The following is a 19422-nucleotide window of genomic DNA, read 5'->3' on the forward strand; positions in this document are numbered from 1 at the left end:
ATCCGCGAATCCCGGATTGCGCTGCGCTCCATCCGGGCTACGGCCTCTCAACTCCGTGAGCAAATCATGCAGCAAAAAACCATCACCACGGATATCCTCGATATCGCCTATCTCGAATACGGCGCACCGGATGGCTGGCCCTGCATCATGGGCCACGGCTTTCCCTATGATGTGAACGCCTATGCTGAGGCCGCGCCGCTGATCGCGGAAGCGGGCGCGCGGGTGCTTGTGCCCTGGCTGCGCGGCTACGGGCCGACGCGGTTCCGGTCCGCCGCGACGCTGCGCTCCGGCGAGCAGGCGGCGCTCGGCGCCGATCTGCTGGCCTTCATGGATGCGCTTCGCATCGAACGCGCGGTCGTCGGCGGTTACGATTGGGGCGGGCGCGCGGCCTGCGTGGTCTCGGTGCTGCATCCCGAGCGCGTGATCGCCCTCGTCTCCGGCAATTCCTACAACATCCAGAACATCGCGCGTTCGATGGAGCCGGCTTCGCCACCGGAGGAAGCGGCGCTCTGGTATCAATATCTCTTCCACAACGAGCGCGGCCGCCGCGCGCTGGAGCGCAACCGGCGCGGCTTTGCGCGCCAGCTCTGGGCGATGTGGTCGCCGAAATGGGTCTTCGACGACGCCACGTTCGAGGCAAGTGCGGTGTCGTTCGACAATCCTGATTTCGTCGATGTCGTGATCCATTCCTACCGTCACCGCTATGGGCTTGTCGAAGGCGATCCCGCCTATGCCGCGATCGAGGCCAAGCTCGCCGCGCAGCCGCCGATCCGTGTCCCGACGATCGCGGTCGACGGCGACAGCGACGGCGTCAATCCCGGCACCGCCCATCATGCGCCCAAATTCGAAGGCGTGTTCGAACGGCGTGTCTTCGCTGGAGCCGGCCACAACCTGCCGCAGGAGCGGCCTGCCGAATGGGCGCGCGCCGTGCTCGACGTGCGGAAAGCAGCTTCGTAAAGCCCGGCTTTCCCGCCCTGCCGCCCGGTCGCCCGATTTTTCGCGACTTCGGGAACCTTTTCCGATTGCAGCCGTCCAAGCTGAGGGACCGCCAGATGTGCGCGGCTCATTGCAGGGAGGCTATTGATGAATTCACATGCGCGCAGGTTGGAGGGCGTCGCGGTGGCGCAGCTGCCGGGCGAACGGCCTGGCAGGGCCGAGGTCGAGCAGGCGGTCCGGACCATGATCCGCTGGGCGGGCGACGATCCCGCGCGCGACGGTCTGCACGACACGCCGGACCGGGTTGCGCGCGCCTTCGCAGAGTATTTTTCCGGCTATGCGCAGGATCCGACCGAAATCCTGCAAAAGACCTTCGAGGAGATCGAAGGCTATGACGAGATGATCGTCCTGCGCGGCGTTCGCTTCGAAAGCCATTGCGAGCACCACATGGCGCCGATCGTCGGCCGCGCCTGGGTGGCCTATATCCCGCAGGGTCGCGTCGTCGGCATCAGCAAACTCGCGCGGGTGGTGGACATCTACGCGAAACGCCTCCAGATCCAGGAGAAAATGACCGCGCAGATCGCCAATACGATCAACGATGTGTTGAAGCCCGAAGGCGTCGGCGTCATCATCAAGGCGACGCATCACTGCATGACCACGCGTGGCGCGCACAAGCCCGGGACCGATCTCGTCACCAGCCGCATGCTGGGTGTGTTCCGTGACAACGCGCTGACACGTCAGGAGCTGTTGGGGCTGGCCAATTCGGACGCGTGATCCGCGCGGGCCGAGCTGAAGGAGACGACACCATGACCGAGCACAAGACGCCGAGCGGGCCGGACCTCACCAGGGGCGTGTTGCTGACCGCGTTCGAGGACGGCAAGCTGCTCGGCCATGTCGGCGAGGAAGACGTCTTGCTGGTGCAAGCCGGCAGCGAAATCTTCGCGATCGAGCCGTCCTGCAGCCACTACCACGGCCCGCTCGCCGAAGGGCTGGTCGTCGGCGACACGATCCGCTGCCCCTGGCATCACGCCTGCTTCTCCTTGCGCACCGGCGAGGCCACCCGCCCGCCGGCGCTGAACGCGCTGGCGGTCTGGGAGGTCACGCGCGACCAGGACAGCATCTTGGTTCAGCGCAAGCGCGAGATGCCGCAGCCTGCAGCGTCACATCGCAGCGCGCCGACGCCGGAAAAATTCGTCATCGTCGGCGGTGGTGCGGCCGGCTTTGCGGCCGCCGAGACGCTTCGGCGCGAGGGCTTTGCCGGCGCCATCACTATGCTCAGCGATGACGGCGCGATGCCGGTCGACCGGCCGAACCTCTCCAAGGATTACCTCACCGGCAGTGCACCCGAGGATTGGCTGCCGCTGCGGGGCGAGGACTATTATCAGGACGCAGGCATCGATCTCAGGCTCAACATCAACGTTGCAGCGATCGATCCGAAGGCGCGCATCATCACACTCGGCAATGGCGACAAGCTGCCGTTCGACAGGCTGCTGCTCGCGACCGGCGCCGAACCGGTCAAATTGCAGATTCCGGGCGCGGACCAGCCGCACGTGCACACCTTACGGACCTTTGCCGACAGCCGTGCCATCATCAAGGCGGCGGGCAGCGCGAAGCGCGCGCTGGTGATCGGCGCCAGCTTCATTGGCCTCGAAGTCGCGGCCTCCTTGCGGGCGCGCAAGCTGGAGGTGCATGTGGTTGCGCCCGAGGAGCGGCCGATGCAGCGTGTGCTCGGCCCCGAGATGGGCGACTTCGTCCGCGCGCTGCATGAAGAGAGCGGCGTCCACTTTCACCTCGAGGACACCGTGGCAAAGCTCGACGGCAAACGCGCCACACTGAAGAGCGGCAGCGTGATCGAGGCCGATCTGGTCGTGGTCGGGATCGGCGTCAGGCCGCGGCTTGTGCTCGCGGAGCAGGCGGGGCTCGCCATCGATCGCGGCGTCAGCGTGAACGAGTATCTCGAGACCAGCGCATCAGGTATCTTCGCGGCCGGCGATATCGCGCGCTGGCCCGATCCGCATTCGGGCCAGAACATCCGCGTCGAGCACTGGGTGGTAGCGGAGCGGCAGGGCCAGGCCGCCGCGCGCAACATGCTCGGCAGGCGCGAACGTTTCGACGCCGTGCCGTTCTTCTGGTCGCAGCACTACGATGTTCCGATCAACTATGTCGGCCATGCCGAGAGCTTCGACGACATCGCGATCGACGGCAGCATCGACGGCAGGGACTGCCTGCTGAAGTACCGCAAGGACGGCCGCGTGCTCGCGGTTGCTTCGATCTATCGCGATCTCGATAGTCTCAAGGCCGAGCTCGACATGGAGCGCTCGCGCGCGTGAGGCGCCCCGTCCGCTCTTGACTTAAGTCAATGGGGGCTCCCGGGGGGCTGCTCTACTGGCTGTTGTCCCGGCGCGGCTCGTGCTATCCTGAGATGTGCCTTGGGACTTCGCATGCAGGAGTAGCCGTCATGACAAGTGCTTCGGATACGTCTCCAAACTTGGGTCTTGGGTCCGGCATTGCTGCGCTGCACGCTAAGTGGGGCTGGATCGTCGCCCTCGGCGTCGTCTATCTCATCACCGGCTTCATCGCGCTCGGCAGCATGATGATGGCGACGGTGGCGAGCGTGCTCGTGGTTGGTGTGATGATGATCATCGCCGGGGTCACCGAGGTGATCGGCGCGTTCCAGATGAAGAGCTGGGGCAAGTTCCTGATCTGGGCCTTGCTCGGCGTGCTCTATATCGTCGCGGGCTTCCTGACCTTCGAGAACCCGTTGTTCGCCGCGGTGCTGCTTACCTTGTTCCTCGGCGCGTCGCTGCTGGCCTCGGGCGCCGTCAGGCTGTTTCTCGCCTTCAGCATGAAAAGGGAAAGCCCGTGGGTGTGGGTGGCACTGTCTGCGGTCATCACCCTGCTGCTCGGGCTCTTGATCCTGGCGCGCTGGCCGGTCAACAGCGTCTATATCCTCGGCCTGTTCCTCGGCATCGACCTGATCATGGCCGGCGCCGGCTGGGTCAGTCTGGGCTTTAGCCTGCGGCGGCGCCATTAAGGCTTGATCCGGAGAAGGACCGTGGTCGCCCAAGAGCGTGATGACGGTTCATCCAGATTTCATCGCGCGTCGGGCGACGCTGAGGGATTGTCATGCGCTGGTTTCATCTCGCCGTGATCGTGTTTTTCGCCGCAGCGACCATCGTCTTCGCCGTGCAGAATCTCGACACGGTCACGATCTCCTTCTTCAAGATGAATCTCAGTCTGCCGCTCGCGCTCCAAACCCTCGTTGTCTATCTCGTTGGAGCCGCGACCGGCGGCAGCCTGTTCGCCCTGCTGCGGCGTTCATACGCAGGTTCGAAACGAGACGTCGAATGAACCAGCAACTCGACGCAAGACCGTGTTGCGGAACTCCGCTGATCTGACGTGCTGGCAAAAAGCAGCACGCCGCGCGGTCGCCTCGCGTGGACGATCATCACCGGGGAGAAACCATGAGAGCCGCTTTGGTCCTGGCCGCAGCGCTGGCTGCTGCCTGCCTGTCCACGCCCGTCTCCGCGCAAAAGTCCTACGGTCCTGGTGTCAGTGACACCGAGATCAAGATCGGCAACACCATGCCCTACAGCGGCCCCGCGTCGCCGCTCGGCATCACCGGCAGGGTCATTTCGGCCTATTTCGACGAGGTCAACGAGAAGGGCGGGGTCAACGGCCGCAAGCTGAACCTCTTGTCGCTCGACGACGCCTTCTCGCCGCCGAAGACCATGGAAGCCGCGCGACGCCTGGTCGAGGGCGACGGCGTCGCCTTCATCTTCGCGACCATGGGCACGGCGCCGAACTCGGCGATCGCAAAATACCTCAACAGCAACAAGGTGCCGCAGCTGTTCCTGATCAGCTCGGCCTCGAAGTGGAACGATCCCGCCAACATGCCGTGGTCGATGGCGCTGCCCTGGGCGCCGAACTACACGAGCGAGGCTGCGATCGACGTCGCCTATGCCCGCGCCAAGAACCCGAACGCGCGTTTCGCGGTGCTCTATCAGAACGATGACGCCGGCAAGGAATATTTTCGCGGCGTCAAGGAAGCGCTTGGTGCCGACGCCGACAAGGCGCTCGCGATGGCCTCGAGCTTCGAGGTCACCGATCCCACCGTCGATTCCCAGGTGCTGACGCTGGCCAACACCAAGGCCGATGTCTTCATGATCTATTCGGTGACGCCGCGCGCCTGCGCGCAGGCGATCCGCAAGGCCCATGAGGTCGGCTGGCAGCCGACGCGCTTCCTCGCCTCCGGCTGCGCCAACAAGGCAACCGTCATGGTCCCTGCGGGCCTCGATGCCGGCAAGGGCGTGCTGTCGCTCGGCTCGCTCAAGCCGTTTGTCGAGCAGCCGAAGGACGACCCGGCGATGACGGCCTATATTGACTTCATGAAGAAGCGCCTGCCCAATGCCGACATCAATAACGTCGCCGGCCTCTACGGGTACACTGTGGCCGAGGCATTGGTTGTCCTGCTCAAGCAGTGCAAGGACAATCTGACGCGCGAGAACATCATGGCGCAGGCGGCGAACCTCAAGAACGTACCGCTGTCGCTGTTGATGCCCGGCATCACCCTCAACACCACACCGCAGGATTTCCGCCCCATCAAGGACGGCTATATGCTCCAGTTCGACGGCAACGACTGGATCGTGGCAAGCGAGCTGCTGCGCGGGACGTGAGGCGTAACTGGCCGACCGGCCGCACGAACGGTGCACCCTCTCCCCTTGCGGGAGAGGGTGGATCGCCGCGGAGCGGCGAGCCGGGTGAGGGGTATCTCTCCGCGAGTCGTCTCTACATTTGAACTTGCGGATACAACCCCTCATCCGGCGGCGCTTCGCGCCACCTTCTCCCACAAGGGGAGAAGGGAAGAGCTAAGCGCAGCGAACAGGAGAACCACCATGGACTTTCAACACTCCGCCCGTTCGCTGGAGCTGCAGGAACGCGTTCGCCAGTTCATGCGGACGCATGTCGAGCCGATCGAGGAGCTCTATTACGAGCAGGTCAAGCCGGAGGCCACGCGCTACAAGACGCCGCAGGTGCTGCAGGACTTGAAGCGGTTGGCGCGCGAGCAGGGGCTTTGGAACCTGTTCCTCTCCGGCGAGCACGGTCCAGGCTTGACCAATCTCGAATACGCCCCCGTGAAAGAGATCATGGGCCGCATCCTCTGGGCGCCGGAGGTCTTCAACTGCTCCGCGCCCGATGTCGGCAACATGGAGGTGCTGGCAAATTACGGCACGCCGGCGCAGCAGGAGCGCTGGCTGAAGCCGCTTCTGGAGGGGCGCATCCGCTCCGGCTTCTCGATGACGGAGCCGCAGGTCGCCTCCAGCGACGCCACCAACATCCAGTGCGAGATCAAGCGCGACGGCGGCGACTACGTCATCAACGGCCGCAAATGGTTCACGTCAGGCGCGATGAACGAGGATTGCGAGATCCTGATCGTGATGGGCAAGACCGCGCCCGACGATCCCGACCGCCATCGCCAGCAATCCATGATCCTGGTGCCGAAGGCGACGCCCGGGGTGCGCATCGTCCGCGACATGCTGACCTACGGCTACGATGACGCGCCGGTCGGCCATCCCGAGATCGTTTACGAGAATGTCCGTGTGTCGGCCGAGAACATCCTGCTCGGCGAGGGCCGCGGCTTCGAGATCGCGCAGGGCCGGCTCGGCCCCGGCCGCATCCACCATTGCATGCGCTTGATCGGCTGCGCCCAGCGTGCGCTGGAATTGATGTGCCAGCGATCGGTGTCGCGCACAGCCTTCGGCAAGCCGCTCGCAGACCAGGGTTCGGTGCGCGAGGACATTGCGCACTCCTTCTGCGAGATCGCGCAGGCGCGGTTGCTCACCTTGCAAGCTGCCGACAAGATGGACCGCGAAGGCAACAAGTCAGCGCGCGACCTGATCGCCGCGGCCAAGATCGTGGTGCCCAGCATGGCCGCCCGCGTCATCGACCGCGCCATCCAGATCCACGGCGCCGCCGGCGTCTCGCAGGACACCTTCCTCGCCCGCGCCTATGTCTATGCCCGCTTCATCCGCATCGGCGACGGCCCCGACCAGGTGCACCTTGCCGCAGTCGGCAAGGAGCTGATCAAGCGCGGCGGAGTGATGGGATAGCGCCTGACCCTCTCCAGGGGCGCGTGCAGCTTGATGTGGGATGAACGCTCATGACGGCGCGCAGGATGCCGCGCGCAATCCCGGCGTCTCGCCATTCGACCTGACATTTAACCATGAAACGGCACTGTTTCAGGTCGTTTCGGTGTTGTTTCAGAACATTGTAGCACAATAGTAACGACTCTCGATTGAAAGTGGCGCTGAGTGCGCGCTGCGGCAGGTTCGCGCACGGGTGAGAGAATAGACCGCTTCCGTTCGAGGAGAGGGCCTTTGCCGGCGTCAAATGAGGCGGTCACGCCCCTGGCTATGTCAGGAAGCACGTTTAGCATGAGCTACCGCTGGATCATCGTGTCGGCGATCCTGCTAATGGCACTGCTCGTTCAAATGCCTGTCGTTCTCAACGCGGATTTGAGCTGCCTGCTGACCGAAGGCGAGAAGGTTCTCGATGGCGGAAAGCTTGGCGTCGACGTCTTCGAGCTGAATCCGCCGCTGTCGGTCTATTTGTACATGCCGGCGTTGCAGCTTGCGCGCATCACCGGCGTTGCCCCCGAGATCATCGTGATCATCCTGGTGATGATCGAGATCGTTGCCGCGCTCGTCATCATCGATCGCGCCGCTGCGGCGGCAAAGCTGGAAGCCGACGAGAGGAGCATTACGGCGTGCGTGCTCGCATTCCTGTTCGCAATTTTTCCGAGCGCCGTATTCGGACAGCGTGAACACATCGCCGTCATTGCGATGACGCCTTTCGTCGCCATCGCTGCGATCCGCTGGCGCGGGCTTGCGCCCGGACCGGTTGCGATCCTGGCGGGACTGGGTGCCGGGTTGGGCATGAGCCTGAAGCCCTACCTTACCCTCGTGGTCGGCCTGCCGATCATCCTCTGTGTCCTCCGTCAACGCTCCATCAGGCCCTTGTTCACCCCCGAAGCGTGTGCGGCCGCTGCTGTCGTCATCGGCTACGGAGCGGTGCTCGCCATCTTCTTTCCGGCCTATCTGTTGACCTTTGCCCCGATGGTCACTGCCGCTTATGTGCCATTGAGGATGGATTTCGGCGATCTGCTTTTTTTCCCGGCCGTTATGCTGGTCGCTTCCGTCGGCCTCGTGCGCCTGTTGGCGCCGCAGGACTTCAAATGGGAAGGCGGCGCAACGCCGTGGCTGGCCGCAGCGGTTGGCGGAGCGGCGAGTTTCATCATCCAGGGTAAGGGCTGGACCTACACGGCATTTGCGCTTTGCATGTTTGCGAGTGCCGCGCCATTGCTGCAGGCTCGCACGAAGACGTTGCGCCTGCCTGTCATGATCTGCGCCCTTGCTGCGATTGTGTGCATCGGCTCCCGTTTGTCCCTTCAGGTACGGCCGTTCCCGCCACTGGAGGGGCGTATCCTGGCCCTTGCAAAGCATCCGCGGCTGATCACGATCGGCGATCACGTCGCTCTCGGGCATCCGCTCGTCCGTCAGATCAATGCGACCTGGGCGGGCAACACGTGTGGGCAGGCGTTGGCGGCCGGCTCAATGCTCCAACAGAAGAGCTCGCAACTGCCTGAGGGTGAGCGAGCGAAACTGGACGGCATCATCAATTTCGAGCGGCGGCTGCTGTTGGCGGACCTGCGAGCCGGTCGTCCGAATGTGATTCTCGTGGATACCTATCTGCTGAGCTCAATGCCGTTCGATTGGCTGGCCTGGGCCAATTCGGATCCCGACCTCAAGGCGGAGTTGAGCCGTTATCGTGAAGTCGAGGATGCCGACGGCCGCGTTCGCATATTGGTCGATCCTTCCGGTTCGGAATGATAGTCCCGTCTCGCTCGATGTGAGCTGTCGGTGGCAGTGCTTGGTGGCCGACGTCACGTCCCTAAGGGGCCGGTCCAACGCAATTCGGGTGTGCAATGGCGAGACTCATCACGCTTGCTGGTTTGCCGGGGGTCGGCAAGTCGAGCATTGCCCGGGTTCTGGCGCGGCGTACCGGAGCCGTCTGGCTGCGGATCGATTCGATGGATCAAGCGATCTGGGCATCCGGTACTGCACCGGCTGATCTGCTGGACTGGACCTATCGCGCCGCTCAGGCCGTCGCGACAGACAACCTCGCCCTCGGCCTGGACGTGATTGCCGACTGCGTCAATGATTGCGAGGAGGCGCGGGAAGGCTGGCAAATCGCCGCGCGAAAGGCTGGCGCCGAGATCGTCTGGATCGAGGTGGCGTGCAGCGATGCCGACGAGCACCGACGCAGGATTGAGACGAGATCGACCGACATTGCCGGGCTGTCGTTGCCCGGCTGGAATGCGGTCGCCGGCCGAGCCTACGCTCCGTGGAAGCGCGATCATTTTACGGTCGACACAGCACGGCGCAGTCTCGAGGAGTGCGTGGAAGAAGCGCTCGGCCTGCTTTACCGCCGGTAGCCGCTTCTGGCGCCTCCTTCCGCAAACACAAGTCTACTTAAGCTGACCCAGCTCATCCATGGCGATGATGAAGCCAACGAATGCAAGCAATCCTAGAAACAACACAATGGAATAGAGAAACTCTCGCGTGAACGTCGCGCGAAACATCGTCTCCAGGGAGAAAATTGACGCTCCGGGCCTGAGAGCCTTTCGGTACATTTGCTCCTGCAAGAAGGAGCCGTAAGCCACTGCCGCAAATACGATTGCGGTCACAACAGCGATGATCCTGGCTCGTCCCTCTCCGGTGATCCCTAGGTAGGCAAAACACGAGAACAGGATGATCAGAACGACAATTTGGGCCTTCCGCATGTTGGGTTTCGCCGGCTCCAGGCCATTCAAATTGACGATCGACTTTAGCGTGCGCAATTGAAGCCGCGCAGGTAACCCAGGCGTCCGGCTTCCATGACGCCTGACGCCGCCACGATGACATCATGCCAGTGTTTTGCCCGACGAGTCAAAGCGATTTCGTAAAATCAGCAATCATCCGAGCGCGAAGCCAAGCCATTGATATCGCTGGCCCCGGCTACTGTGCATGGGGTTGTTTTTCAGTTTTTGATTCTGGCAGGCCTGCTGCCGGCCTCATGGCGCCGGGCTGCGCCTGATCATTTCGCCTTCATCATCCCGCTTTGGCGATACGGCTGTCGGCCGCTCCCGAACGCAGGTTCTGGAAGAATTTCTCCACCTCGCGCGACAGCGTGTCCGCCGTCTCCGTCAGGCTGCTCGCCGCCGTCAGCACGGAGGCTGCCGCCGTGTCGGTCTCGCCGATGGCGTCGCGCAGCGAGGTGATGTTGGCGACCAGGGTCTCGTTGCCCTGCGCGGCCGATTGGGCGTTGGACGAGATCTCGCGCGTGGCGGCGTCCTGCTGGCCGATGGCGCCGGCGATTGCCGAGGTGACATCGTTGATCTCGCGCACGGCGCCGCCGATCTCGCGCACGGCATCGACCGCGTTGCGGGTGGACGCCTGGATCATCGAGACGTTCTCGCCGATCTCGGCGGTCGCCTTGGCGGTCTGACCCGCCAGCGCCTTCACTTCGTGCGCGACGACGGCAAAGCCGCGGCCGGCGTCACCGGCGCGCGCGGCTTCGATGGTGGCGTTGAGCGCGAGCAGATTGGTCTGCTCGGCGATGGCCTGGATCAGATTGAGCACGCCGTCGATGCGCTGGGTGGCGGCCGCGAGGCTTTCGATCTCGGAGATCGACTTCTCGGTGCGCTGGCCGGTCTGCTCGACCGCGCCCGCGCTCTGCCGCACCTGCCGGCCGATCTCCACCACCGACGCGGACAGCTCCTCGGCCGCACCTGCCACCGCCGTGACGTTGTGCGAGGCCTGCTCGGTGGCGTTCGCCGCGGTGCCGGCGCGGCTGCTGGCATCCGCCGTGACGCGGGTGATGGTCTGTGCCGTCTCTCGCATGACGGAGGCGTTGTCGCTGAGGCCGCGCATGATCGCGCCGATCGCCTCGCGAAACGCGTCGACGGATTGCTCGATGTGGCGGGCGCGCTGCTCGCGCGCGGCGGAGTCCTGCGAGACCTGTGAGGCGAGATTGCGGTTGCGGCCCATCGCGTCCTGGAAGATCTGGATGGCGCGTGCCAGCGCGCCGATCTCGTCGGCGCGGTCAGAGTGCGGCACCACGACATTCTCGGCGCCGTCCGCGACCTGCTCGATGGTCGCGGTGATGGCGGAGAGGGGGCGGGCGATCGAACGGGCGATGATGACGATGCCGATCACGACGAGGGCCAGCGCGACGCCGCCGAGGCAGGTCAGCACGAAGGAGAGGGTGCGATTGGTCTCGGTCTCGTGCGCGATCTGCCTGGCGCGTTCGGCATAGACCTTGGACAGTGCCTCGAGATCCTTGTTCAGCGCCGAGCGCACGGCGCGATTGGCGTCGTTGTCGCCCCATTCGCGGCCCGCGGCCGCATTGATCTCGACGCCGCGGCGCACCAGCTCCTTGCGGAACTCGACGAACTGCTCGATGCGCTTCTTGAACGTGGCGAACTGCTCGGCATCGTCGGCTTTGACGATGGTCTCCCAGCGCTTCACGACGTCGAGGATCTGGGCGTTGAACTTGAGCAGGCCTTCGCCGTATTTCTTCACGACGGCCGGTTCGGTCGACATGTAGACGCCGCGCGATTCCATCACGACCGCGTAGACCAGCGAGTTGACTCGCTCGACATTGAGCGCGGCGGCGTTCGCCGTCTCGATCGCGCTCGTCAACTCGGCGCTGCGGCGGCTGTTGTAGTCGGACAGCGTCGCGATCGCCGCCGTGAGCAGCGCGAACAGCGCGAAGATCGCGTAGAGCTTGGTCGCAAGCGTGAAACGGCCTGCCACCCCCGTGGCATTCCCAGATCGGTCGGTTGTCATGCTTTTCAGAGGCCCCAATGGCCGGCAGTGGCCGGAGAGCGCGGTCGTATAAAATTGATGCAAAACTATGCAGAATGAAGATGGACGCCGTCTTAACGCCGTGGCCCGGCCCCTTCGTACTTAGTCGAAACAAAGGTAAGATATTTCAGTGTCTTGATCTGGGTATAGTTTGGGATCGCGCTGATGTCGGCCACTGGCCGATGAACCCCGGAGGGGCCTTTGGTCTACCGCCACACCATCGACGCCACGACCTACACGTTCCCGGACCTGCGCGACCTGCTCGCCAAGGCGACGCCGCCGCGCTCCGGCGACCGGCTGGCCGGAATTGCCGCGGCAAGTGCCGCGCAGATGATCGCGGCGCGGATGGCGCTCGCCGACGTCCCGCTCGGGCAGTTCTTGCAGGAAGCTGTCATCCCGTACGAAGCCGACGAGGTCACCCGCCTCGTCATCGACAGCCACGATGCCAGGGCATTCGCGCCGGTGGCTTCGCTGACGGTCGGCGCCTTTCGCGACTGGCTGCTGTCGGACGCGGCGACATCCGAGGTTTTGCGCAGGCTGGCAGGCGGCATCACCCCGGAAATGGCGGCCGCGGTCTCAAAGCTGATGCGCAACCAGGACCTGATCCTGGCGGCGCGGAAATGCGAGGTCACCACCGCCTTTCGCAACACCATCGGCCTGAAGGGGCGGATGAGCACGCGGCTCCAGCCCAACCATCCCTTCGACGACGCCAGGGGCATCACCGCTTCGATCCTCGACGGCATCCTGCTAGGGGCCGGCGATGCCTGCATCGGCATCAATCCGGCGAGCGACGATCCCGCCGTCATCGCGCAATTGCTGCGGCTGCTCGACGAGATCATCGCGCGGCTGAAGATCCCGACGCAAGCTTGCGTGCTGACCCATGTCACGACGACGCTGTCGCTGATCGGGCAGGGCGTGCCGGTCGACCTCGTCTTCCAGTCGGTCGCCGGCACCGAGGCCGCCAACCGCAGCTTTGGCGTCGACCTCGCGCTCCTGAAGGAGGCGCAGCAGGCCGGCCTGTCGCAGAAGCGCGGCACGGTCGGGCAGAACGTGATGTATTTCGAGACCGGCCAGGGCTCGGCGCTGTCGGCGGGCGCCCATCACGGCGTCGACCAGCAGACCTGCGAGGCGCGGGCCTATGCGGTCGCCCGCGCCTTTGCGCCATTGCTGGTCAACAGCGTGGTCGGCTTCATCGGCCCGGAATATCTCTACGACGGCAAGGAAATCATCCGCGCCGGGCTGGAAGATCATTTTTGCGGCAAGCTGCTGGGCCTGCCGCTCGGGATCGACATCTGCTACACCAACCATGCCGAGGCGGACCAGGACGACATGGACAATCTGCTGACGCTGCTGGCGGCCGCCGGCGTCACCTTCATCATGGGTGTCCCCGGGGCCGACGACGTCATGCTGAACTACCAGTCGACGTCTTTTCACGACGCGCTCTATGTCCGCGACGTCTTCGGCCTGCGCCGCGCGCCGGAATTCGACGACTGGCTGGTGCAGTCGGGGATCGCGGGCGCCGATTTCCGTCTTGCCGGCGACGCAGGCCTGCTGCCCGATTTTGCCTCACGGCTGATCGCGTGACGCGGCGGGAGCGCCCGGCGGCTTGAGGAAACCATTGGTCCCTCTCGGAATTATGGTCCTGCCACAATATTGAGAAATTCCGGCGACAGCATTACGCTATGTGTCTGGCTGGCAATTTCCGCAGCTATGTCGACCGTGGCGGGGGAGCTTTGATGCGAGCTGAAAGTAACGGTACGGCCCGGCGGATTCTGTGCGTGTTTCCCCGGTACACCTCGTCGTTCGGGACGTTCGAGCATTCCTATCCATTGACCGACGGCGTCTGTGCCTTCATGCCCCCGCAGGGGCTTTTGCTGCTCGCGGCCTATCTGCCCGAGGAGTGGGAGGTCAAGTTCGTCGACGAGAATCTCCGTCGCGCGACCAACGAAGAGTTCGCCTGGGCGGAGGCGGTCTTCGTCAGTGGCATGCACATCCAGCGCCAGCAGATGAACGACATCTGCCGCCGCGCCCATGAATTCGATCTTCCGGTCGCGCTCGGAGGTCCCTCCGTCAGCGCCTGCCCGGACTATTATCCGTCCTTCGACTATCTCCATGTCGGCGAACTCGGCGACGCCACCAATCGGCTGATCGAGATTTTGGCGCGCGACACGTCGCGTCCCGGGGAGCAGGTGGTGCTCACCACCAAGGACCGCGTGCCGATGACGGAGTTTCCGATCCCGGCCTACGAACTCGCCGACGTGAAGAAATACTTCCTCGGCAGCATCCAGTATTCCAGCGGCTGCCCCTATCAGTGCGAGTTCTGCGACATCCCCGGCCTCTACGGCCGCAATCCGCGCCTCAAGTCGCCCGAGCAGATCATCGCCGAGCTCGACCGCCTGCGCGAATGCGGGATGACCGACACGGTCTATTTCGTCGACGACAATTTCATCGGCAACCGCAAGGCGGCGATGGACCTGCTGCCGCATCTGATCGAATGGCAGAAGCGGACCGGCTATGTGGTGCGGCTCGCCTGCGAGGCGACGCTCAACATCGCCAAGCGGCCCGAGATCCTCGAAAAGATGCGCGAGGCCTATTTCATCACCATCTTCTGCGGCATCGAGACGCCCGATCCCGACGCGCTGAAGGCGATGCACAAGGACCACAACATGATGGTCCCGATCCTCGAGGGCGTGCAAACGATCAACTCCTACGGCATGGAGGTCGTGTCCGGCATCATCATGGGGCTCGACACCGACAAGCCGAACACCTCGGAGGCGCTGCTGGCCTTCGTCGAGGAGTCCCGGATTCCGCTGCTCACCATCAACCTGCTCCAGGCGCTGCCGAAGACGCCGCTGTGGGACCGTCTGGAGCGCGAGGGCCGCCTGATCGAGGATGACGGCCGCGATTCCAACGTCGACTTCCTGTTGCCCTATGACGAGGTCGTCGCATCCTGGAAGCACGCCATGGGCGTCGCCTACGAGCCCGAGAAGGTCTACGCGCGCTTCCAGTATCAATGCGACAACGTCTATGTGCACCGCCTGAAGATACCGACGCCGGACGAGATGAAGACCTGGCCCAACATCCGGCGCGGTCTCGTGATGCTGCGCAACATCTTCTGGAAGGTCGGTGTGCTCGGCGACTACAGGCGCGTGTTCTGGAAGTTTGCGCTCGGGCGCATCAAGTGCGGCGACCTCGAAGGGCTGATCGGCTGCACCTTGATCGCGCACCATCTCATCACCTTTGCGCGCGCGGCCTCCAGCGGCAAGCAGAACGCCTCGAACTATTCGCTGCGGCTGCGCGAGGCCTCCGTTCCCGCCGAATGACGCGACATGTCTGATCCGGCCGTCCCGCGCCGCCCGACCCTCGATCTGCGGTCGCTGACGCCTGCGCGTGTCGCGCTCGGCCGCAGCGGCGCGAGCGTGCCGACAAGGGCCTTGCTCGATTTCACGCTGGATCATGCCCGCGCCCGCGATGCCGTGCATGCAGTGTTCGACGCGCCGCGTCTGGTTGCCGATCTCCGCGCGCTTGGCCTTATCGTCACCGAGGTGCGGAGCCAGGCGGTCGAGCGCAGGGACTATTTGCGGCGGCCGGATCTGGGACGACAGCTCGATGCCGGTTCAGCGGAGCTTCTGGCGCGAAGTGCCGCAGAGCCATGCCAGCTCGCGGTCGTGATCGGCGACGGCCTGTCGGCGGCTGCGGTCCACGCCCATGCGGTGGCGCTGGTGTCTCACCTGCTGCCGCTGCTCGCGGAAGGGGACGACGTCGCGATTGGACATGTCGTTGTCGCCTCAGGCGCGCGCGTCGCGCTCGGCGACGAGATCGGAGCGGTTCTCGGCGCGCGCATGGTGGTGACGCTGATCGGCGAGCGGCCGGGCCTGTCCGCGCCCGACAGCCTCGGCGCCTATCTGACCTTCGCACCGAAGCCGGGCCGTACCGATGCCGAGCGCAATTGCGTCTCGAACGTCCACAAGGCCGGGTTGAGCCATGACGAGGCCGCCTTCAAAATCGCCTGGCTTGTTCGCGAGGGGCTGGCGCGGGAGGCCACCGGCGTGGCGCTGAAAGACGAGAGCGGCGATCCTCCCGCTCGAATCGGGACGATCCGGCCGGAATGACCGGTATCAAGGGTCGAAATCGCCGCATGTTGATCCAATTTGTGCGCTTGCGCGCGCTTGCGAGAGGGCGTTTGGACCTGCTAAACCCCTCGCGGCGATTTTCCGCGCATTTTCAAAGGGCAAGCCTCCCATCTGTATGGCATTTTCAAGCCGTTCGCGGGACGCAATAAGCTCACAGACCCGAGCCGATTAGGAACTGGACAAGGCATGCTCGAAAAGCACCGCGAGAATGAGGTTCATGTCGACAAGGTCGAGCAGGGACCGACGTCCTCGATCGCCTTCGGGCTCGAGCGCATCGGGCTGATCGCCGTCCGGGCGCCGATCGTCTCCTGCATCGTTCTGCTCGCCCTGATCGTCGGTGCCGTGTTCGGCATTCACCGGATCAAGATCGACGATTCGCTGTCGCAGCTGTTCCGGTCCAACACGCCGGAATTCCGCCAGTATGAAGCGGTGACAAAGAAGTTCCCGGCTGAGGAATTCGACGTCCTCGTCGTGGTCGAAGGCAAGACCCTCCTGGCGCGGAATAACCTCGAGAAGCTGCGCGACTTCGTCACCGACATGCAGCTGGTCGAAGGCACGCGCGGCCTGGTCTCGCTGTTCTCGGCGCGGCAGGCGCCGGCGCCGGGCAGGCTGCCGGCGGCGCTGTTCCCGCCCGAACTGCCCGAGGGCGCGGCCTATGACAAGTTCGTCGAGACCGTCAAGAACAACGAGATCATCCGCGGCAAGCTGTTGTCGGACGACGGCACGCTGGCGCTGATCGTGCTGTCGCTCGATCCGGAGGTGGTCGCCTCCAGCAAGCTGACCAAGACCGTCGGCGACATCCGTGCGCTGATGAAGGAAGACCTCGGCAATACCGGCCTCAACGTGCAGCTCTCCGGCGTGCCGGTGATGCAGCTCGAGATCCGCAACGCGGTCGAGCGTGACGGGCTGACCTACAACATCCTCGGCATCCTCGCCGGCTGCGTTATCGCCATCATCTTCTTCCGCAAGATCTCGTTCATGGTCGCGGCGGCGTTCCCGCCGATGATTGCGATCCTGCTGGCGCTCGGTGCGCTCGGCTGGGCCAATTTCAATCTCAACATGTTCCTGAACGTGATGACGCCGCTCATCATGGTGATCAGCTTCTCAGACTCGATGCAGTTGACGTTCGCTGCGCGCGACCGGCTGATCGCAGGCCAGGACAAGTTCACCGCGTTCAAGAACGCCGTGCTGGTGGTGGGCCCGGCCTGCGTGCTGACGCACGGCACCGCCGGCATTTCCTTCATCGCGCTCCAGTTCTCCGACTCCGATCTGATCCGCAAGTTCGGCGAGGCGGGCTTGGCCGCCACCATCATCGCGCTGGTCGCGGTGTTGTCGCTGGTGCCGGTGTTCGGCGTGCTGTTGGTGCGCAACGAGAAAGTCTTTGCTTCCAAGTTCCAGAGCGCGGATGCCGGCGTCCAGGCGCTGCGCAATTTCTGCTACTGGATCGCGGTCCGCATGGTGGGTCGTCCCGGCCTGTTCAGCCTGATTGCAGTGTTGTTCGTCGCGGGCCTCGGCGTCATCTACGCCAATCTGGAGCCTCGCTACCGGCTCGCGGATCAGGTGCCGGACAAGCGCCAGGCCGTCGCCGCCAGCGACCGGCTCGATGCCAAGCTCACCGGTGCCAATCCGGTCAACGTGCTGGTCCAGTTCCCCAAGGGTGAGACGCTCTACTCGCCGGAGACGCTCCAGACCATCGCGGACGTGCATGCGACCGTCGAGAAAGCCGCCGGTGTCGGCAACGTCTGGTCGCTCGAGACCCTGCGCCGCTGGCTCGCGGACAAGGCCGGCAGCGCCGACGTCGCGACGCTGAAGGAATATGTCAACGTCATCCCCGAGCATCTGGTCCGACGCTTCATCGACGCCGAGCAGGACGCCGTCGTAGTCGCAGGCCGCGTGCCGGACAAGGATTCCAGTCAGCTGCTACCGATCGTCGACAAGCTCGATTCCGAACTTGACGCCGTCCGCAAGAAGCATCCCGGCTACGAGATCGCGGTAACGGGTCTTGCCGCGATTGCCGCGCGCAACTCGGCCGGCATGATCGAGAAGCTCAACCGCGGGCTCACTGTCGAATTCGCGCTCGTCGCGATCTTCATCGGGCTTGCCTTCCGCTCCTGGGTCGTGATGTTCGCCTGTATCCTGCCGGGCATCTTCCCGGTGGTGATGTCGGGAACGGTGCTGTGGGCGATGGGCGAGGGGCTGCAATTTGCCAGTGTCGTGGCGCTGACCGTTTCGTTCGGCCTGGGCTTGAGCGCGACGATCCACTTCCTCAATCGCCTCAGGCTGGAGAGCAAGCCGGGCGTCGGTTCGGCGCTCGCGGTGGAGCGCGCGACAGTGCTGGTCGGCCCGGCATTGATCCTGACCACGCTGGTGCTGGCCTGCGGTCTCGTCGTCACCGTGTTCTCCGACCTGCCGTCGCTGCGGCTGTTCGGCTGGCTCAGCGCCTTCTCGATGGTGATGGCCCTCGTCGCCGACCTCTTCATCCTGCGGCCGACGGCGATGTGGCTGATCAACCTGCACGCCAAGCTTCAGGGCCCCGACAAGCCGGCGATCTGAGCGGGCGGCGGCCTACGCCGCCGCTTGCTCACGCCTCGACGCGGACGATCCCGTACGGATTGAACTTGAAGTCGTCCTCGGCGTAGTCCTGCTCCCGCGAGAGCGCAAGCTTGCGATCGCGTAGCGTCGCTTCGATGCTACGGTCGGCCATGGCGTTGGCAAGCTCCTCCATGAGCATCACCGCCGACCATTCGTTGCCGCGCGATTTCGCGACATGGATCTCCGGCAAGCCGACGAGGTGATAGCCGACGGTCTCGTAATAGCGATCGCCGCCGAGCGGACGCTTGGCGAAAGCAAGACGACACGCCTTGGCGACGGCGAGGGGCATGCCAAGGCCCTGACTGGTCTTTGCGCCCTTGCGTGCCTGATCGCCGAGACTGCGCCACCGCTCGAGGCCGTGGGCAACGCCGGCGCTTTCGCCCTTCGCGGCGGTGGCACCGGCTTCGATCATCTCCTCGACGATGCGCAGGGCTGCGGCCGAAAAGGCGACTGCCTTCTGCTGCTCCAGCGGCGGGCTCAGCAAATAGAGCACCGCCTTGTGGCTGGCCACGGCCGCTTCGTCCGCGGCAGACCAGGCTTTCGGGAAGACGCGGTCCCAGCACACGCCGAACGACCGCTCCATGTGCGGATCGGGCTTGGCCTGCGAATAGGTGCGGTCGATCTCGAAGTTGAAATCCGCGATTGTCTTGGCCACCGCCTTCGGCGGATGCAGCAGGCTCTCGTCCTTGCCGAGGAAGCAGAGCACGTGACGCGGTTTCACCGACGAAGGCTGCATGCTCGTTCCCTGCTGGTCATTGGCGAAGGCGCGACTGGCGACGAAGAGCCCGGCGGCCCTGAGCAGATGTCTGCGAATTGGGTCCATGTCCGTGTCAGCAAAAAGCCCCCGGCTCGTA

The 19422-nt window shown here is 64.4% G+C and carries 17 protein-coding genes; 14 read left to right on the forward strand and 3 right to left on the reverse strand.

Going from position 1 to position 19422, the window contains the following annotated elements; genetic code table 11:
• The first annotated feature begins 66 nt into the window (after nucleotides 1-66).
• From ABIA90_RS00100 to ABIA90_RS00145, 10 genes are all read left to right on the forward strand, one after another.
• Entirely contained in the window at nucleotides 67-957 is an 891-nt protein-coding gene (locus ABIA90_RS00100) for an alpha/beta fold hydrolase (RefSeq protein WP_354116856.1), read from the forward strand.
• Between the two features lie 126 nt (nucleotides 958-1083).
• The gene (gene folE / locus ABIA90_RS00105) at nucleotides 1084-1710 is read left to right on the forward strand and encodes a GTP cyclohydrolase I FolE (RefSeq protein ID WP_071915711.1); all 627 of its coding nucleotides are present in this window, start codon (nucleotides 1084-1086) and stop codon (nucleotides 1708-1710) included.
• A gap of 32 nt (nucleotides 1711-1742) precedes the next feature.
• Complete coding sequence (locus ABIA90_RS00110; RefSeq protein ID WP_354116857.1) at nucleotides 1743-3266, forward strand: FAD-dependent oxidoreductase; 1524 nt, start codon at nucleotides 1743-1745, stop codon at nucleotides 3264-3266.
• A 128-nt stretch (nucleotides 3267-3394) separates the two neighbouring features.
• Nucleotides 3395-3970, forward strand: a complete 576-nt coding sequence (locus ABIA90_RS00115; protein WP_014496836.1) for an HdeD family acid-resistance protein — start codon at nucleotides 3395-3397, stop codon at nucleotides 3968-3970.
• Nucleotides 3971-4062: 92 nt separating this feature from the next.
• Nucleotides 4063-4287 carry a LapA family protein gene (locus tag ABIA90_RS00120; protein WP_014496835.1) on the forward strand — a complete coding sequence of 75 codons (225 nt, stop codon included), beginning with the start codon at nucleotides 4063-4065 and terminating at the stop codon, nucleotides 4285-4287.
• Nucleotides 4288-4400: 113 nt separating this feature from the next.
• Nucleotides 4401-5612, forward strand: a complete 1212-nt coding sequence (locus ABIA90_RS00125) for an ABC transporter substrate-binding protein (protein ID WP_354116858.1) — start codon at nucleotides 4401-4403, stop codon at nucleotides 5610-5612.
• Between the two features lie 219 nt (nucleotides 5613-5831).
• The gene (locus ABIA90_RS00130) at nucleotides 5832-7046 is read left to right on the forward strand and encodes an acyl-CoA dehydrogenase family protein (RefSeq protein WP_354116859.1); all 1215 of its coding nucleotides are present in this window, start codon (nucleotides 5832-5834) and stop codon (nucleotides 7044-7046) included.
• A 40-nt stretch (nucleotides 7047-7086) separates the two neighbouring features.
• Entirely contained in the window at nucleotides 7087-7218 is a 132-nt protein-coding gene (locus ABIA90_RS00135; RefSeq protein ID WP_354116860.1) for a hypothetical protein, read from the forward strand.
• Nucleotides 7219-7247: 29 nt separating this feature from the next.
• Nucleotides 7248-8825, forward strand: a complete 1578-nt coding sequence (locus ABIA90_RS00140) for a hypothetical protein (protein WP_354116861.1) — start codon at nucleotides 7248-7250, stop codon at nucleotides 8823-8825.
• A 95-nt stretch (nucleotides 8826-8920) separates the two neighbouring features.
• Nucleotides 8921-9430 carry a P-loop nucleotide/nucleoside kinase family protein gene (locus ABIA90_RS00145; protein WP_354116862.1) on the forward strand — a complete coding sequence of 170 codons (510 nt, stop codon included), beginning with the start codon at nucleotides 8921-8923 and terminating at the stop codon, nucleotides 9428-9430.
• Nucleotides 9431-9463: 33 nt separating this feature from the next.
• Here the strand turns inward: ABIA90_RS00145 and ABIA90_RS00150 are convergent, their stop codons facing one another.
• On the reverse strand, nucleotides 9464-9778 hold the full coding sequence (locus tag ABIA90_RS00150) for a hypothetical protein (protein WP_354116863.1): 315 nt from the start codon (nucleotides 9776-9778) through the stop codon (nucleotides 9464-9466).
• A gap of 307 nt (nucleotides 9779-10085) precedes the next feature.
• The gene (locus ABIA90_RS00155) at nucleotides 10086-11825 is read right to left on the reverse strand and encodes a methyl-accepting chemotaxis protein (RefSeq protein WP_354116864.1); all 1740 of its coding nucleotides are present in this window, start codon (nucleotides 11823-11825) and stop codon (nucleotides 10086-10088) included.
• 219 nt (nucleotides 11826-12044) lie between these two features.
• On the opposite strand from ABIA90_RS00155, the gene ABIA90_RS00160 reads away from it, so the two are divergent.
• From ABIA90_RS00160 to ABIA90_RS00175, 4 genes are all read left to right on the forward strand, one after another.
• The gene (locus ABIA90_RS00160) at nucleotides 12045-13427 is read left to right on the forward strand and encodes an ethanolamine ammonia-lyase subunit EutB (RefSeq protein WP_354116865.1); all 1383 of its coding nucleotides are present in this window, start codon (nucleotides 12045-12047) and stop codon (nucleotides 13425-13427) included.
• Between the two features lie 152 nt (nucleotides 13428-13579).
• The gene (locus ABIA90_RS00165; protein WP_354116866.1) at nucleotides 13580-15166 is read left to right on the forward strand and encodes a B12-binding domain-containing radical SAM protein; all 1587 of its coding nucleotides are present in this window, start codon (nucleotides 13580-13582) and stop codon (nucleotides 15164-15166) included.
• Between the two features lie 6 nt (nucleotides 15167-15172).
• Entirely contained in the window at nucleotides 15173-15955 is a 783-nt protein-coding gene (eutC, locus tag ABIA90_RS00170) for an ethanolamine ammonia-lyase subunit EutC (protein ID WP_354116867.1), read from the forward strand.
• A gap of 207 nt (nucleotides 15956-16162) precedes the next feature.
• Nucleotides 16163-18529, forward strand: coding sequence for an efflux RND transporter permease subunit (locus ABIA90_RS00175; RefSeq protein ID WP_071915703.1), 2367 nt, complete (start codon nucleotides 16163-16165; stop codon nucleotides 18527-18529).
• Between the two features lie 28 nt (nucleotides 18530-18557).
• On the opposite strand, the gene ABIA90_RS00180 is transcribed toward ABIA90_RS00175, so the two are convergent.
• Complete coding sequence (locus tag ABIA90_RS00180) at nucleotides 18558-19391, reverse strand: hypothetical protein (RefSeq protein ID WP_354116868.1); 834 nt, start codon at nucleotides 19389-19391, stop codon at nucleotides 18558-18560.
• Nucleotides 19392-19422: the final 31 nt, after the last annotated feature.

Origin of the sequence: Bradyrhizobium sp. LA6.8, assembly GCF_040547935.1 — a bacterium.
Taxonomy (GTDB): domain Bacteria; phylum Pseudomonadota; class Alphaproteobacteria; order Rhizobiales; family Xanthobacteraceae; genus Bradyrhizobium; species Bradyrhizobium barranii.